This is a genomic window from Truepera radiovictrix DSM 17093 (assembly GCF_000092425.1).
In the GTDB taxonomy this organism is placed as follows: Bacteria; Deinococcota; Deinococci; order Deinococcales; family Trueperaceae; genus Truepera; species Truepera radiovictrix.
In genome coordinates, this window is record NC_014221.1 from 829529 (window position 1) to 845265 (window position 15737).

12 protein-coding genes are annotated in these 15737 nt (G+C 68.1%); 5 read left to right on the forward strand and 7 right to left on the reverse strand.

Annotated elements, in window-relative coordinates; translation table 11 throughout:
- Positions 1-16: 16 nt before the first annotated feature.
- Positions 17-1246 (forward strand): type II secretion system F family protein, encoded by a 1230-nt coding sequence (locus TRAD_RS03805; RefSeq protein ID WP_013177270.1) that lies wholly within the window; start codon positions 17-19, stop codon positions 1244-1246.
- A gap of 440 nt (positions 1247-1686) precedes the next feature.
- Here TRAD_RS03805 and TRAD_RS15050 read toward each other — a convergent pair whose 3' ends face one another.
- Positions 1687-3972 (reverse strand): diguanylate cyclase domain-containing protein, encoded by a 2286-nt coding sequence (locus tag TRAD_RS15050; RefSeq protein WP_013177271.1) that lies wholly within the window; start codon positions 3970-3972, stop codon positions 1687-1689.
- 219 nt (positions 3973-4191) lie between these two features.
- Between TRAD_RS15050 and TRAD_RS03815 the strand changes: the two genes are divergently transcribed.
- Positions 4192-5790, forward strand: coding sequence for a LysM peptidoglycan-binding domain-containing protein (locus tag TRAD_RS03815; protein WP_013177272.1), 1599 nt, complete (start codon positions 4192-4194; stop codon positions 5788-5790).
- A gap of 93 nt (positions 5791-5883) precedes the next feature.
- On the opposite strand, the gene TRAD_RS03820 is transcribed toward TRAD_RS03815, so the two are convergent.
- On the reverse strand, positions 5884-6816 hold the full coding sequence (locus TRAD_RS03820) for a carbohydrate kinase family protein (RefSeq protein WP_041947128.1): 933 nt from the start codon (positions 6814-6816) through the stop codon (positions 5884-5886).
- A 162-nt stretch (positions 6817-6978) separates the two neighbouring features.
- Here TRAD_RS03820 and TRAD_RS03825 point away from each other — a divergent pair, with 162 nt between their 5' ends.
- The 3 genes from TRAD_RS03825 to TRAD_RS03835 are packed head-to-tail and all read left to right on the forward strand — an operon-like array spanning position 6979 to position 9722.
- A complete protein-coding gene (locus TRAD_RS03825; RefSeq protein ID WP_221401648.1) occupies positions 6979-7929 on the forward strand; it encodes a metal ABC transporter solute-binding protein, Zn/Mn family in 951 nt (316 codons plus the stop codon).
- 3 nt (positions 7930-7932) lie between these two features.
- The gene (locus TRAD_RS03830) at positions 7933-8775 is read left to right on the forward strand and encodes a metal ABC transporter ATP-binding protein (protein WP_013177275.1); all 843 of its coding nucleotides are present in this window, start codon (positions 7933-7935) and stop codon (positions 8773-8775) included.
- On the forward strand, positions 8772-9722 hold the full coding sequence (locus TRAD_RS03835) for a metal ABC transporter permease (RefSeq protein ID WP_013177276.1): 951 nt from the start codon (positions 8772-8774) through the stop codon (positions 9720-9722). The genes TRAD_RS03830 and TRAD_RS03835 overlap by 4 nt, the downstream gene beginning before the upstream one ends.
- Positions 9723-9728: 6 nt before the next feature.
- Here the strand turns inward: TRAD_RS03835 and TRAD_RS03840 are convergent, their stop codons facing one another.
- The 5 genes from TRAD_RS03840 to TRAD_RS03850 all read right to left on the reverse strand — a co-directional run bounded on the left by TRAD_RS03840 (position 9729) and on the right by TRAD_RS03850 (position 15502).
- Positions 9729-10475, reverse strand: coding sequence for an SDR family oxidoreductase (locus TRAD_RS03840; RefSeq protein WP_013177277.1), 747 nt, complete (start codon positions 10473-10475; stop codon positions 9729-9731).
- A 27-nt stretch (positions 10476-10502) separates the two neighbouring features.
- Positions 10503-11362 (reverse strand): IS5 family transposase gene (locus tag TRAD_RS15605; RefSeq protein WP_148221177.1). Its coding sequence is split into 2 segments (ribosomal slippage): positions 10503-11008 and positions 11008-11362, totalling 861 coding nucleotides; the frame shifts between segments, so codons are not numbered across the junction.
- Positions 11363-11395: 33 nt separating this feature from the next.
- Complete coding sequence (locus tag TRAD_RS16710) at positions 11396-11527, reverse strand: short chain dehydrogenase/reductase family oxidoreductase (RefSeq protein ID WP_013177278.1); 132 nt, start codon at positions 11525-11527, stop codon at positions 11396-11398.
- Positions 11528-11679: 152 nt separating this feature from the next.
- Positions 11680-13653: an ABC transporter ATP-binding protein gene (locus tag TRAD_RS03845; RefSeq protein WP_013177279.1), complete on the reverse strand. Its 1974-nt coding sequence runs from the start codon at positions 13651-13653 to the stop codon at positions 11680-11682.
- Positions 13654-13660: 7 nt separating this feature from the next.
- Entirely contained in the window at positions 13661-15502 is a 1842-nt protein-coding gene (locus tag TRAD_RS03850) for an ABC transporter ATP-binding protein (protein WP_013177280.1), read from the reverse strand.
- Positions 15503-15737: the final 235 nt, after the last annotated feature.

Consider the following 15737-nt stretch of genomic DNA (forward strand, 5'->3'; position numbering starts at 1 on the left):
CCCGTAGACTCTAAAGATGCCGCTCTACGCTTACAAGGCCAGGGACCGCTCCGGTCGCCTCGTGGAGGCGGTGATGGAGGCCCCCACGCAGCGCGACGTCGCGCTGGCGCTACGCGAAAAGGACCTCCTGCCCACCGAGATCGCCCCCCCGAAGACGGGGTTGCACGCCGACGTCAAGCTGCCGGCGTGGCTGAGCGTCGGGGGAAAACCCAACCTGCGCGACGTCACGGTGTTTAGCCGCCAGTTCGCGACGGTGATCAACGCGGGGTTGCCGGTCGTGCAGTCGCTGGCGATCTTGCAGCGCCAAGCCGAAAAGGACGCCCTCAAAGAGGCGCTCAAAAGGATCCGCGAGGAGGTCGAGACCGGCACGCCCCTCTCGGAGGCGCTCGCAAAGCACCCCAAGCTCTTCGGTCGGCTCTACGTCTACCTCGTACGGGCGGGGGAGGCGTCGGGCAACCTAGACAGCATCCTAGAGCGCATCGCGCTCTACCAGGAGAAGCAGGCGGCGCTGCGCGGCAAGTTGCGGAGCGCTCTAACCTACCCCACCGTGGTGCTCCTTATCGCCCTCGGCGTCACCTACTTTCTGCTGACGGGGATCGTGCCGCAGTTCGCGGGGATCTTGACGCAGCTCGGCGGTGAGCTGCCCCTCATGACGCGCGTGCTGATCGCCATCAGCGACTTTTTGCGGGGGCAGTGGTGGCTGCTGCTCCTGCTCGCTGTCGGCGGCGTGGTGGGGTTGGGGGCGTTTTACCGTACCGCTCGGGGGCGCCGCGCGATCGACGGCGCGCTCCTCAAAGCGCCGGTGCTGGGCAAGCTGGTGCAAAAAACCGCCATCGCGAGCTTTTCGAGCACCTTTGGGCTCCTTCTCAAGAGCGGCGTCAACATCCTCGAGGCGATCGACATCACCAAGGGCACAGCCGGCAACGCGATCGTCGAGGACGTGCTCGAGGAGGCCAAAGGGGCGGTGCAGCGCGGCGAGCAGATGAGCCTGACGCTGCTCGCGCGGCCCAAGGTCTTTCCGCCTCTGGTCGCTTCGATGGTCGCCATCGGCGAGGAGACGGGCGCGGTCGACGCGATGATGGAAAAAGTCGCGAGCTTTTACGAGCGCGAGGTCAACGAGGCCGTCGAGAGCCTCACGGCGGCGCTGGAGCCCCTGCTGATCGTCTTCTTGGGCGGCGTCGTCGGGTTTATCGTGGCGGGGATGTTCCTGCCGATGTTCGCGATTATCGGGCAGCTGGGTGGGTAGCGCGGCGATCGGCCAAAAGGCGTACGCCCAAAGCGCCCCCGGGATCTACGCCGAATGAGCACCCCGGTCCTCGGGCGGGTACGATGTGCCGCCCCCGCGCCGCTCGGTAAAGTGCCCCCTATGACCGCCGAGCTCAGCGGCCTCGCCCGCCGCCCTTCGCTCACCGACGTCACCGCGGCGGGAGGGCCCTCGCGCGATCCCCTCACGACGTGCCACGCTACGCGGGGGCCGAGGGCAGCGCGCGTTCCGCCCCCGCGGGCGCTCCGGCGGTCACGTCGCGGTCTAGGCTCGTCCTCTTGGAGGCTGACCCACCTCTAACCGTGTGTCAGCCGGCACCCTGCACCGCTTAGACCACCGGCCCCGCGAGCTCGCGGGGCCTTTTTGGGGCCCACGCTGGCCGCGTCTGACGGAGGGGCCGCCCCCTGACCCCAGCGATGGCGTCAGGTCGGCAGCGGGAGATAGACCGCGCCCGCGGCGGGTGCCGCCGTGGTGTAAGGCGCGCCGAAGAGCGGCCCCTGCCCCTCGTCGCACCCTAGTTCGCGCAGCAGGGCGCGCTGCAAGGGCGTCGCGATCCCCTTGGCGACGACGGCGATCCCGAGGTTGCGCCCCAAAGCCACGACGAGCTGAATCAGGTTGCGCGCGAGCTGACCGGCGGCGTAGGCGTCAGCGCCCTCCAGCGTGAGGTCGCGGACAAAGGAGCCGTCGAGCTGAACGCTGCGTAAGGGGAGCTGGCGCAGGAGGTTGAGGGGGATGCCCGGTACCCCCAAACCGGCGAGCGACAGCTGCACCCCGAGCCCGTGGAGGGCGCGCAGGGTGGCAAGGCCCGTGGGCGACTCGACGGTAGCGAGGTCGCCGATGCCGAGCTCGAGCTGTGCCGGCTCGAGCTGCGTGCGCCTGAGGTGGTGCGCGAGCTGCGGGACGATGCCAGCGTGCCGCAGGCCGCGCGAGGAGACGGTGAGGCTCAGGCGCTGCGTGCGGCCCTCGCGCTTGTGCTGCGCCGCTTGCTCGCAGGTGAGTGCGATGACCCGTTCGCCGAGCTGCCCGATGAGCCCCGCTTCTTCGGCGAGCGGCAAGAGGGCGTCGGCCCCTAGCGGGCCGCGTTCGGGGTGCGGCCACACGACCCGCGCCTCTAGCGCGGTGACCTCGAGGGTCGCGAGGTCGACGCGCGGCTCGAGCGCGAGGGTCAGGGCGCCCGAGGCGAGCGCCTCGCGCAGCTCCGCTCCCTGCGAGAGCCGCACCTTGAGGCGCCGGTTCATGTCCTCGGTAAAGAAGGCGTAGGTGTGCTTGCCCCCCTCTTTGGCGCGGTAGAGGGCGATGTCGGCGTGCTTTAAGAGGTCTTCGCTGCTAGCGGCGAGGCCGGGGTAGAGGGCGACGCCGAGGCTCGCTGCGACGCGCACGTCGACCTCGCCGAGCGCGAAGGGCTCGGCGAGGCACGTCAGGATCTTGCGCGCGACGCGCGACGCGGCCTGTTCGGTCCCGACCCCGGGGAGCAGCAGCACGAACTCGTCGCCGCCCCAGCGGGCGACGGTGTCGCCGGCGCGGAGGCACGCCTCCAAGCGGCGGCTCACCTCGCGCAGCAGCGCGTCGCCGGTGTCGTGGCCGAGGGTGTCGTTGACGTCTTTGAAGTCGTCGAGGTCGAGAAACATCACCGTGAGCGCGCCCGCGCCCCGCTGCGCGAGCGCGTGCTGCAGGCGGTCGTGTAGCAGAGCGCGGTTCGGCAGCCCCGTCAGCGGGTCGAAAAAGGCGAGGCGCTCGAGCGCGGCGCGCTCTTTGCGGAGCTCGGCCTCGAGCCGAAAGCGCTGCCAGAGCGCGGCGACCTGGTGAGCGAAGATGCGCCCCATCTCGATCGCCTCCTCGCCGAAAGCGTTCGGGTCGTCGAAGTTGTCGAGGTTAAAGTAGGCGATCGCGCGCCCCCCCATCTCGACGGGGATCGACATGCTGACCTTGATGCCGCCCGTGTCGCCCGCTTCGTAGAGGGGGGCGCGGCGTTCGGGGTCGATGGCGCTGTTGTCGAAGCCGTAGATGAGCTGCAACCCCGGCACCTCGGGGTCGCGGAAGAGCTCGTGCTCGTAGAGGTAGGAGCGGGCCAGCACCTCGCGGTCGAAGTTCACCGCCGCGACGAAGAAAAAGGCGTCGCCCTCGCCGCGCAGCAGCAAACTGCCCGCCTGCGCCCCCGGGATGACCTGCACCGCCCCCTCGAGCAGGCGCTGGTAAAACGCCTCGTCGAGGCCGTGCTGCAACGAGGCCCCGACGAGCGCGATGAGCGAGCCCCGAAAGGCGCTCTGGCGCTCGAGCTGCGCCCGGGTGCGGCGCTGCTCGGTGATGTCGGCGAGCGACACGACGGCGGCGTAAGGGCGGCCGTCGCCTCCCCGAAAGAGCGGCTCGGCGTTGGCGCAGAGCCAACGCTCGCCCTCTGGAGTACGCACGTGCAGCGCGACGTTGCGCTGCGCGCGGCCGGTGCGTAGCGCCGCTAGACCGGGCAGTTCGCCCCCCTCCTCACGGACGACGCACCACCCCGCCGGGAGCGGCGCCTGACCACTTAACTGCGCCGCCGAGAGCCCCAAAAGCCGTTCTGCGCTGCGGTTATGCGTGAGAACCCGGCCGTCTGCACCGTAGAGGAGCACCGCTTCGCTAAGCGCCTCTACCATGAGCCGGTACACGCCGATGTCGATATCGTCTAAGGGCGACCCCCCCCCGCCGAAGTGCCCTGGTGCCCTAGCCGCCATGGTCTTTACGATAACAAACGAGCCTTACACAAATCTGACACGCTCTCTGGCGCGCCCGCAGCTGCTTCTTGCTACAGTAGAGCAGACGTCTGTCAGCGCTAAGAGCCCCTTAGAACCCGCCGGGGGGGGTGCAGCTGCAGCGCGGCGCCGGCGATGCGGCCTCGTAGACGGTTGGCAGCCACAGGGCCAGCGCACACGTGATGTTGGGAGAGGAGAGGGATGAAAGGACTGAGAGACCGACCGACCACCAGAGCCCGCCTCGGCGCCCTTGCGCTCGCCGCGCTGCTGAGTGTGGCGAGCGCGCAGCCGCAGGGAGCGGCCCCTGCCGCCGCGGCAGGGGGGGCGGAGCTGCAGGAGGCGCTGGCACGCCTTGAAGCGCAGCTCGCCGAGCTGTTGGCCATCGACGTGGCGCCGGGGGTCGCCGTCCGCTTGCGGGTCCTGCAAGACGAGGTCGCCAACGTGCGCGCTGCGCTCCCCGAAGAGGCGGCCGACCTAGAGGCGTTGCAAGCGGAGCTCGAGGCGTTGCGCGAAGAGAACGCCGCGCTGCAAGAGGAGCTCGAGGCGGCGCGGCGCGAGCTCGAGGCGGCTGCCGGTGACGCGGCGCGCGAAGAGCAAGAGGCGCTAAGCGCCGAGAACGCCGAGTTGCGCGAGGAGCTCGAGGCGGCGCGAGCGGAGCGGCAAGCGCAGGAGCAACAGCTGCAAGACCTGCGCGAGGAGAACGCCGCGCTGCAAGAGGAGCTCGAGACCGCGCGGCGCGACGCCGAAGCGGCCACCGCCGCCCAGGCGGAGCTCGAGGCGGCGCAGCGCGAACGCGACGAGGCGCGCGCGCGGGTCGCGGAGCTCAGCGAACAGCTCGAGGCGCTGCGTTCGGAGAGCGCCGAGCTGCAGGCGCAGCTGCAGGCTGCAGAGGAGGTGCAGGCGCAGCTCGAAACGCTCCAAGCGCAGCGCCAGGAGCAGACCCAGGAGCTGCAGCGGTTGCGCGAGGAGAACGCGTCGCTGCGTGAAGCGCTCGAGGCGGCGCGGGGTGAGGCCGAGGAGCTGACGGCGGTGCGCGCCGAGCGTGAGGAGCTGCGCGAAGCGCTTGGAGCGCGCGAAGGCGAGCTGGAGGCGGCGCAGCGCGAACGCGAGGAGGCGCAGACCCTCGTGGCGCTCTTGCGCGAGGAGCTCGAAGCGGTGCGTGCGGAGCAGGCTGAGCTCGAGGCCTCGCTGGGGGCGGCCGAGAGCGACCGGGCGAGCCTGAGTGAGCAGCTGAGCGCCCTAGAGGGGGAGCGGGAGGACCTCGCGCAGGAGCTGACGGCTGCGCAGGAGGCCGCCGCGGCGGCGGAGGCGCGCGCCGAAGCGCTGCAGGCGGAGGTCGCGGCGCTACAGCGCCGCGTCGAAGAGGTGAGCGCGCAGCTCGAGGTGGTGAGCGGCGAGCGCGACGCCCTCGCCGAGCAGCTGGGCAGCGCCGAAGGTCTGCCGACCGAGCAGCTCCTGGCACCTACGGACGAGCAGCTCGAGGCGGCGCGGGCCCGCGCGGCGGCGCTGACCGACGAGCTGCGCGCCTTTTTGCGCGTCGCGCCCCCCGTGCGCGAACTCAGCGAAGCGCAGCGCGAGCGTTACAGCGCGCTGCGGCGCGACCTGCGGGCGGCGCAGAGCGCGGTCGCGCGCCTCATTGGGGCGCAGGACCTGCACGTCGTCCGCACGGGGGATTTTCTCTCGCGGCTCGCGCAGACCTACTACGGGCGCGGCAGCCGCTGGCCCGAGATCGTCGACGCCAACCCCTTTTTGGAGGACCCCGACCTGCTCTTCGAGGGGATGGTGCTGGTCATCCCGTAAGCGCGCCGCAAAGGAGCGCTTGTGGGGAGCGTCCGCCACGGCGGACGCTCCCCACGTTGTGCAACGCCCCCTTGTTCAACGTTTTGTAGCGCTTTAGCCCCGTTGGGCGAGAAACGCCTCGAGCTCGCCCCGGGTGGGTGGGTTGGCGCCAGCGCGGGTGCAGTTGAGGGCGGCGGCAGCGGCGGCAAAGCGCAGGGCGTCGCGCCACCTCGGCGCCTCGAGCGCCGCGAAGCCCCCGGTGGCGCCGAGCTCGATCAGCCGCACCATGAGCGCCCCCATAAAGGTGTCGCCCGCCCCGACGGTGTCGGCGACCTCGACGCGCGGGGTGGCGAGCGTGAGGGTCGGTTGCTCCCGCCGCAGCAGCCGGACACCCTCGGCGCCGCTCGTGACGATGACCGCTTCGGGCCCTCGGTCGAGCCAGCTTGCGGCGGCCGCCTCGATGGGCACGTCCGGGTAGAGCCAGCGCAGGTCCTGCGCGCTCACCTTGACGAGGTGGCTGAGCGACAGTGCGCGCTCCAGTTTGGGGGTGTAAGCGGCGCGGTCGGGGATGAGCGCCGGGCGCACGTTGGGGTCGAAGATCACCGCGCAGCGCCCCCTGTGCGCGGCGATGAGCTCATCGATCGCGCTCGCCCCGGGTTCGCGCAGGAGGCTAATCGAGCCGAACTCCAAAAAGGCGACCTCGGGGGGCAAGGTGGGGCGCGGCTGCGGGTCGTAACGGGTGTCGGCGGCCCCTTCGCCGATAAAGGTAAAGTCGACGTCGCCCCCCGATTCGGCGACGAAGGCGAGCGTCGAGGGCGCGTCGCTGCGCTCTACAAGGGAGGTGTCGACGCCGTTGGCCTCAAGGTGCGCCACGATCGCCTCGCCGAAGAGGTCGTACGAGACGCCGGCGGCGAGCGCCGCCTTCGCCCCGAGCCGCGCCGCGGCGACCGCGACGTTGAGCGGCGAGCCACCGACGAACCCCTGGAAGAGCAGCTCCCCTTGCGCTTTAAAGTCGATGAGCGCCTCGCCGAAGCAGACGATGTTCATAGCGCTCTTTGTACCACGCCCCCCACCTCGTGCCACGCCCCCCACCTCGCCTCCCTACCTGGCCGACTCCGGGAGCCGTGGCTGCTCGGGCGCGGTTGGGAGCTGGGGTGGACTAGGGGTGCTTGACAACATTTTTACAGCCCCCTTAGCCTTATATTAGGCATGCCTAAATCTCTGGGCCAGAAGATGGGAGTTGCCGTGAATCAACGCCGAAGTGCTCGCCTCATCCCCGCGATCGTCCCTATCGTCGCGCTGACGCTCGGGGCGGCTGCGTTCGCGCAACCGGCGCCTCAACCGACGATCGTGACGAGTTTTAGCATCCTAGAGGATTTTGCCCGCCAGATCGCCGGCGAGGGCGCCGACGTACGCGTGCTCGCCCCCGTCGGGGCCGAAGTCCACGAGTGGGAGCTCGTCCCGCAGAACTTTATCGACCTCGAGGAGGCGGACGTCTTGTTCTACAACGGCTACGACCTCGAGACGTGGCTGCCCCAAGCGGAGGCGACGCTCGCCGAGGGGGCGCTCGCCGTGGCGGTCGCCGAGGAGACGGGGTACGAGACCCTGCCCATTACCCTCGGCGAGTTTGAGGGGGCGCCGGACCCGCACCTCTGGATGGACCCGCGCGCCGCGGTGCGCTACGTCGAGGTGATGCGCGACGCGCTCGTCGCCGCTGACCCCGAAAGCGCCGCGACGTACGAGGCCAACGCGGCGGCCTACCTCGCCGAGTTAGAGGCGCTCTACGAGGAGCTGCGCGAGCAGCTCGGCGCCATCCCCGCGGCGAACCGGTTGCTTGTCACCAGTGAGGCGGCCCTTTTGTACTACGCCGCCGCCTTCGGCTTCGAGCACGAGGGCATCTGGGGGAGCAACGCCGAAACAGAGGGGACGCCCGAGCAGATCATCCGGGTCGTGACGCTCGTGCGTGAACGCGAGCCCGCTGCGCTCTTCTGGGAGAGCACCATCAGCGACCGCTACGTGCAGAGCGTCGCCGACGAGACGGGCACGCCGGTCGCGGGTCCGCTCTACGTCGACTCGCTCGGCGAAGCGGGCACGGGCGCCGAGAGCTACCTCGAGCTGCAGCGCGCCAACGCTGCCTTGCTCGTCGAGACGCTGCGCTAGCCGATGGCGGGCAGCTGCGTTCACGTCCGCGCCGCGCCGCCCCTTCAGGGGGTGGCTGCGGCGCCGCCCGCCGTGTCGTTGCGGGGGGTGTGCGCCCGCTACGACGGGCCCTTGGTGCTCGAGGACGTCACCTTCGAGCTCCCCAGGGGCGACTTCGTCGCAATCGTCGGGCCCAACGGGGCGGGCAAGTCGACCGTGTTCAAGCTGCTGAGCGGGGTGATGCGGCCCGTTCGGGGGGAGCTGCAGGTGCTCGGCTCGAGCGTCGCGGCCGAACGCCGCCGCGGCCACATCGCCTACGTCCCGCAGGAGGGGGCGATCGACCGCGACTTCCCTATCAGCGTCTTCGAGGTGGTCTTGGCGGGGCGTTACAACCGGATCCGCGCCCAAGGGGGGGTGCGCCGCTTCGCCCCCGCGAGCTGGGCGGGGCGGGCGCACCGCGAGGCGGCGGAGCGGGCGCTCGCGGCGGTCGGCATGCTCGAGCTGTGCCGCCGCCCCATCGGGGCGCTTTCGGGGGGGCAGAAGCAGCGGGTCTTTCTGGCGCGCGCGCTCGCTCAGGAGGCGCAGCTGCTGCTGCTCGACGAACCGCTCGCGGGCGTTGACAAGCGTTCCCAAGAGCTCATCCTCGAGGTCTTAGCAGGCGTGCGCGCCGCGGGGCGGACCGTGCTCATGGTGGTGCACGACCTCGGCGTCGCGAGCGCCCACGCCGACCGCGTGGTCCTGTTAAACCGTCGTCTTATCGCCGCCGGCCCCCCGCAAACTGTGCTGAGCGAGGCGAACCTGAGCGCCGCTTACGGCGGTGCGGGGTTGCGCGTCACGCTGCCCGACGGGGCTCGAGGCGTCGCGTGAGGGAGCTTTACGGGGCGCTCTACGGCGCCGCAGAAGGGGTCGCGGAGGCGCTCATCGCCGCGCTCGTGGTGCTCTTGAACCTTCTGCCGGCGCCGCTGGCCGAACCCTTTCAGTACGGCTTTATGCAGCGCGCGCTGCTCACCACACTGGTCGTCGGGGCGGTCTGCGGGGTGCTCTCGTGCTTTGTGGTGCTGCGCCGCTGGGCCCTTTTGGGCGACGCCATCTCGCACGCGGTCTTGCCGGGGGTAGCGGTCGCCTACTTGCTGGCTTGGCCCTACTTCGTCGGGGCCTTTGTAACCGGCGCGCTGACGGCGCTCGGCATCGGCTTTATCGAGCGCCACACCCGGATCAAAGAGGACACCGCCATGGGGCTCATGTTTACCGGCGCCTTCGCCCTCGGGGTGGTGATGATTAGCCGCATCGCCACCGCGACGCACCTCATGCACATCCTTTTCGGCAACGTTCTCGGGGTGCGCATGCCGGTGCTTCTGCTCACCCTGCTGGCGGGCGCCGCGACGCTGCTCGCCGTGTTTCTTTTCTACAAAGAGCTGTCGCTCTACATCTTCGACCCCACCCAAGCGAGCGCCGTGGGGATCAACACCGCCGCCGTCCACTACGGTCTGATGCTGCTCCTGACCCTGACGATCGTCGCGAGCCTCGAGACGGTCGGCGTCATCTTGGTCGTGGCGATGCTGATCACGCCGGGGGCGACCGCTTACCTGCTCAGCAACAACCTGCCGCGCATGATGCTCCTGGCCGCCGGGGTCGGTATGGTTTCGGGGGTCGTCGGCCTCTACCTGTCGTTTTACCTCAACGTCGCCTCGGGGGGGACGATCGTCCTCGTCGCGAGCGGCCTTTTTGTGCTGGCACTTATCTTCGCGCCACACGGCCTGGTGTCGCGCTGGCGGCGAGGGCGGCTGGGCGCGTCGCGTTACGGCGACGCCTAGCGCCGGCTAGCGCGCGTGCACCTCGCCGCCATAGAGCGAGATGATCTCGCCGCTTACGTAGCTGCTGTCAGCGGGGCTCGCCAAAAACAAAAAGGCGGGGGCGATCTCCTCGGGTTGCGCCGGTCTACCGAGGGGTACGGGGTCGGTATCTTTGCCGTAGCCCGCCATCTGCTCGGGTGTGCGCGTGGAGGCGTTGAGGGGGGTCCACACGGGTCCCGGTGCGACGCCGTTGACCCGGATACCGCGGCCGATAAGCTGCGCGGCGAGCGTTTTGGTGAACGTGTGGTTGGCCCCTTTCGTCTCGGCGTAGCCGAGCAAATCGGGGTTGCCCTTGAGACCCGCGACGGAGCCGCAGTTGATGATGCGCCCCCCGCGCCCGAGGTGTTTGAGGGCGGCGCGCGCCATGTAGTAGTAGGCGAAGACGTTCGTGCGAAAGAGCTCGTCGAGCTCCTCGTCGCTGAGCACCTCGAGCGACGAGCGCTGGTACATGCGCGCGGCGTTGTTGACCAGGATGTCGAGCCGGCCCAATTCGGCGACGGTGCGCTGCACCGCCTCGTCGCAAAACGCCGAGTCTTTAAGGTCGCCCGCCAGGAGCAAGCAGCGCCGCCCCTCCTGCTCGACGTGCTGCTTGACGTGCTCGGCGTCGCGCTGCTCTTCGGGTAGGTAGATGATAGCGACGTCCGCCCCCTCGCGGGCGAACAGGATGGCTACCGCCGCCCCGATGCCCGAATCACCGCCGGTAATGAGCGCCACCTCGCCCGCTAGGGTCTGTCTGACTGATTAGAGCCAGAGGATAATGGAGGCGACAAGCACGCCCGCGAGGTAGTTCCGACCCCGCTTGTCATAGCGGGTTGCTACAGCACGAAAGTCTTTAAGTCGGTTGATGCAGCGCTCAATGACGTTGCGCCCCTTGTACGCCTTGGTATCAAAAGCAGGTGGACGCCCACCTTTGGAGCCCTTGGCGAGCCGGTGCTTTTTGGCGTCTTCTCGCTCAGGGCTGATACAGCGAATGTTCCGTCGCCTCAACCCTTGGCGCTGCTTCTTAAAGCTGTAAGCCCGGTCCAAGCGGAGCTGTGAGGGGCGCTTTCGGGGTCGCCCTCTACCTAAACGTGGTACGTGTATCTCGTCGAGCACCCGCTCCAACCAAGCGGCATCGTTGCGTTGCCCGGCGGTCACGACAAGGGACAGGGGGCGAACCTTCCCATCAGCACAGACATGAACTTTGCTGGTATGCCCGCCACGCGAGTGGCCTAACCACTCATCTGTCAAGCCCCCCTTTTTTCGCCCTCGGCGGGCCGCTTTCTCGCACCTGCAGCGCTCCGGTGGGCTTTGATGTGACTGCTGTCCAAGGCCGCTCCGTCCCAGTCAATATCGCCTGTGGCGTCGGCATGCGCTTGAAGGGCTTGTAGGATGCGCTGCCAGTCACCGCTACGTTCCCACCTCGTGAACCGGTCCCAGCAGGTTTGCCAGGCTCCGTAGCGCTCAGGAACATCTCGCCAAGGTGCTCCAGTCTTGAGCCGCCACAAAATGCCGTTGATAACTCGGCGATGGTCAACGTAGGCGTGGCCGCGTTGGGGATTCGCAGGTAAATGCGCTTTTAACGCTCGCCACTGTTTCTCGCTTAAGTCCGTCCGTGCCATGCCTTTACCCTAAAACATCAGTCAGCCCTTCTGTCAGACAGACCCTAGCTTGCCGGTGCCCTTAAGGCGAGGGGCCTCGTGCCTGGGGCGGGGGTCCATCTCGGCGTCGAGCCCCGGTGGCGTCTGGCTCTGTGGGGGAAAGGGCGGTTTGGGAAGATCGTCCATCGGCCTCTCCTTTCCGCGTGCGTCGTTGGAAAGTTGGCGTTTTGGGGATCCTTGTCAGCACAACCCCCCGCGGGGGGTTGTGCCAGCCTAACACGCACCCGGGGGAGCGCTTGGGTAAGGCACCCTACGTTCTCCGGGAGCTCAGGCGGCGGTCAGTCGTCGCCCGACACCTTCGGGCGGGCCTCGCTCTGTCTCTGGTACTGCAGCTCGTAAAGCTTGCGGTAGTAGCCGCCCTGCTGCAACAGCTCGAAGTGGTTGCCCTGCTCTAAAAGCCGCCCTTTGCGCATCACCATGATGCGGTCGACGTTCTGGATGGTCGAGAGACGGTGCGCGATGATGATGCTCGTGCGGCCCTGCATGAGCTTCTCAAGGGCGTCTTGGATGAGCTCCTCGGTCTCGGTGTCGACGTTGGCGGTCGCTTCGTCTAAAACGAGCAGGATGTCGGGGTTTTGCACGAGCGCCCGGGCAAAGGCGATCAGCTGCTTTTGCCCCGTCGAGAAGCCCGCGCCGCGCTCTAACACGGGGGTGTCGTAGCCCTGCGGCAAGCGCTCGATAAAACCGTGCGCGTTGACGAAGCGCGCCGCCTCGACAACGCGCTCTAAGGGGATGCTGTCGTCGTTTAGGGTGATGTTGCTCCGCACCGTACCGCTAAAGAGGAAGGGGTCTTGCAAGACGATGCCGACGTGCCGCCGCAGGGTAACCTGATCGTAGTCGCGCACGTCTTTGCCGTCGAGGTAGATCGCCCCGCGCTGCACGTCGTAAAAGCGCGAGACAAGGCTGATGATGGTCGTTTTGCCCGCGCCGGTGTGCCCGACGAAAGCGACCGACTCGCCCGGGTGGATGGTGAACGAGAGGTCTTTAAGCACCCACTCCTCGTCCTGGTAGGCGAACCAGACGTTGTCAAAGCGCACCTCCCCCCGAAAACCCTCCTCGAAGCGCGCGGGGTGCGGTTTGTCGGTGACGCCCTCGGGGGTGTCGAGCAGGCCGAAGATGCGCTCTGAAGAGGCCATCGCCGCCTGCAGGATGTTAAAGCGGTCGCTCAGGTTCTGGATAGGCCTAAAAAAGTCGCCCGAGTACTGCAAAAAGGCGGCCAGCACCCCGATCGTCACCGCGCCGCCCGTGGCGCCGCCGAGGGTCTCGCCGGTCAAGAGCACGGCGCCGTAAAAGAGGATGAGCGCGACCGAGACCGCGCCTGCGACCTGCACGATGGGGAAAAAGAGGCTGAACCAGCGGACCTGTTCGACGTAGGCGTCGAGCAGCTCCAGGTTGATCTGGTCGAAACGCCGCTCGTTACGCGCCTCGCGGTTAAAGAGCTGCACCGTCTTCATCCCGGAGAGGTTTTCGGACAGGTAGGCGTTGGACTTCGAGGTCCTGAGCCGCACCGCCCGGAAGGCGTCGCGGATGCGTTTGCGGACGTAGTTGAGCGCGAGGTAAAGGGGTGGCATGACGGTGAGCGTGACGAGCGCGAGCCGCCAATCGATCACGAACATGTAGACCATCAACCCGATGAGCAGCCCCATGTCCGCGACGATCCCGACGACGCCGTCGACGACCGCCTGCTGAATCGCTTCGATGTCGCTCGTGACGCGGGTGATCAGGCGCCCGACCGGGGTGCGGTCGAAAAAGCCCATGTGCAGCCGCTGCACCTTGACGAAGATCGCGCGGCGGATGTCGAAGACCACGTACTGCCCGAGCCAGCTCACCAAGTAGGTGTAGCCGTAGCGGAGCCCGAAGTTGAGCAGCCGCAGGCCCATGTAGATCAGGACGATGAGCACCACGCCCTCGTAACGGGCGCTCTGGGACAGCGACGCGTAGGGTTCGGCGACCGGGTTGATGTAGCGGTCGATCGCGAGGGTGATGAGAAAGGGAAACACCGGTACGATGGCGCTGTAGATGAGGAGCAGGGCTACCGACCAGAGCGCCTGTTTGCGGTAGGGGCGCAAGTAGCCCAAGAGGCGTTTGGCGAGCCGCCAATCGAACTCCCCCTGAACCGCTTCGCCGTCCTCGTCGAAGTGGCCCTCGCGCCGCAGCGAGGCGACCTTGCGCCGCCGCTGGGCGCGCGCGCGGCGTTTGGCTTCGGCGACCGAGTAGGTGTCGTCGTCGTAGGAGTAAGAACCGTGCGTCATGGCGCCCTCACGCTGCCTCGAGCGACGCCTCGAGCTGCTGCCGCCGGTTCATCTCGGCGTACCAGCCCCCCCGCGCGACCAGCTCGTCGTGCGAGCCGCGCTCGATGATGCGGCCGTCCTCTAACACCAAGATCACGTCGGTGCCGGTCAGCGCCGAGATCCGGTGCCCCACGATGATGCTGGTCCGCCCCTGGGTGACCGCGTTGAGGTGGTGCAAGATGCGCGCCTCCGTTTGGGTGTCGACCGCCGAGAGGGCGTCGTCAAGGATGAGGATCTTGGGGTCGCGGATGATCGCCCGGGCCATCGCGGTGCGCTGCCGCTGCCCACCCGAGAGGGTCACGCCGCGCTCGCCGAGGGGGGTGTCGTAACCCTTGGGAAAGTCCGCGACGTCGCCGGCGAGCTGCACGAGCTCAGCGACCTCGTGCGCGCGCGCCCGCAGCCGCTCGGGGGTGTCTTCGGGGATCCCGTAGGCGATGTTTTCGGCGATCGTGTCGGAGAACAAAAAGGGCTCTTGCGGCACCAGCCCGAGGTGCTGCCGCAGCACCCCTAGGGGGTAGCGCTTGAGGTTGACGCCGTCTAAAAGGATCTCCCCCTCGGTGGGGTCGAGGAGGCGGGCGATAAGGCTGACCAGCAGCGTTTTGCCCGCTCCCGTATGGCCGGTGATGCCGACGCGCTGCCCCGCGCGAATCTTAAACGAGACGTTTTTCAGGGCGTAGGTGTCGCCGAAGCGGACGCTCACGTTGCGAAACTCGAGGCTGCCGCGCACCGCCCTCAGGCTCCAGTCGGTGTCTTTGTCGTCGGCGACGCTCGGGCGCTCGTTAAAGATCTCGCGCAGCCGCCCCCACGAGGTAAACCCGCGCTGCGCCATGCTGGCGATCCAACCGAGCGCTAAGATCGGCCACTGGATCCCCAAAAAGAGAAACAAAAAGTCGACGAAGCTCGCGATGTCCAAGGTGCCCGCGACGATCGACCGCCCGCCGAAAAGCAGCAGTACGGAGATGGTCAGGCCAAAGAGCAGCTCCATGAGGGGAAAGAGCGGGCCGTCGGCGCGGGTGAAAGCGAGGTTGCGGCGGATGAACTCGTCGTTGAGCGCCCCGAAGCGCGCCACCTCGCGCGCTTCGATGCCGAAGCCCTTGACGACGCGGATCCCGCTAAAGTTTTCCTGCGCCATCGCCGAGACCTCTGACAGCTGCTGCTGCACCCGTTCGTAACGCCGGTAGACGACGCGCAGCAGCACGAAAAAGCTCAGCGTGATAAGCGGCACGATGACGAGCGTGATGGCGGCGAGACCGGCGTCGAGGCGAAACATCCGCCAGAAGGTAAAAGCGAGGAGGAGCAGGGTGTTGATCCCCTGAAAGATGCCCACCCCGATAAACTGGCGCACCGCGTTGAGGTCGGCGGTCAGGCGCGCCATCAGGTCGCCGACCCGCGTCCGGTCGTAGTAGTCGGCGCTGAGGCGGGTAAAGTGGTGAAAGAGGTCGCGCCGGATGTCGAACTGGATCTCCCACGAGGCGTTGAGCATGAGTCGGCGAACGCTGACCATCGCTAGCGCGGCGACGAGCGCGACGCCCAAGACGCCGAAGATGTAGAGCCAGATCGAGCCGACGGGGGGCGCGCGCAGGTTGGCGAGCAGCGCCTCCCAGGTCGTGACCCCCCGAAAGAGACCCGCGACAAACGCCCAGGGCGTGCTCAGGGTGATCGTGCCCGCTTCAAAAGCGGCGACGGCGGCGCCGATGATGCGCGGCGTCTGCACGGTCGCGAGGCTAAAGACCACGAGCATCAGGGTGCCTATGAGAAAAGGTCCGGGGTAGCGGCGGATGTAACCGAAAAGCTCTCGGATGGTCCTCACGTCAGCGCCTCCTGAGGGTAAACCCCCCCAACCTATCACGCGCCCCGAAAGCCGCGGGGTCGTTCGCGACACCTGCGCACGCCCCCGCCCACCTCGCCCCAACCACCTCGCATCGGCGCGCGGGTCGATCAGCCGGTCGCCGGGTTCCGTGGACCCCGGCGCTGGCCAACCGCTCACGCAGCGTCCGGCAAGCCCCTTGCAAAACGGCGCAAAACGGTCCGCGTGGGAGCCGAGG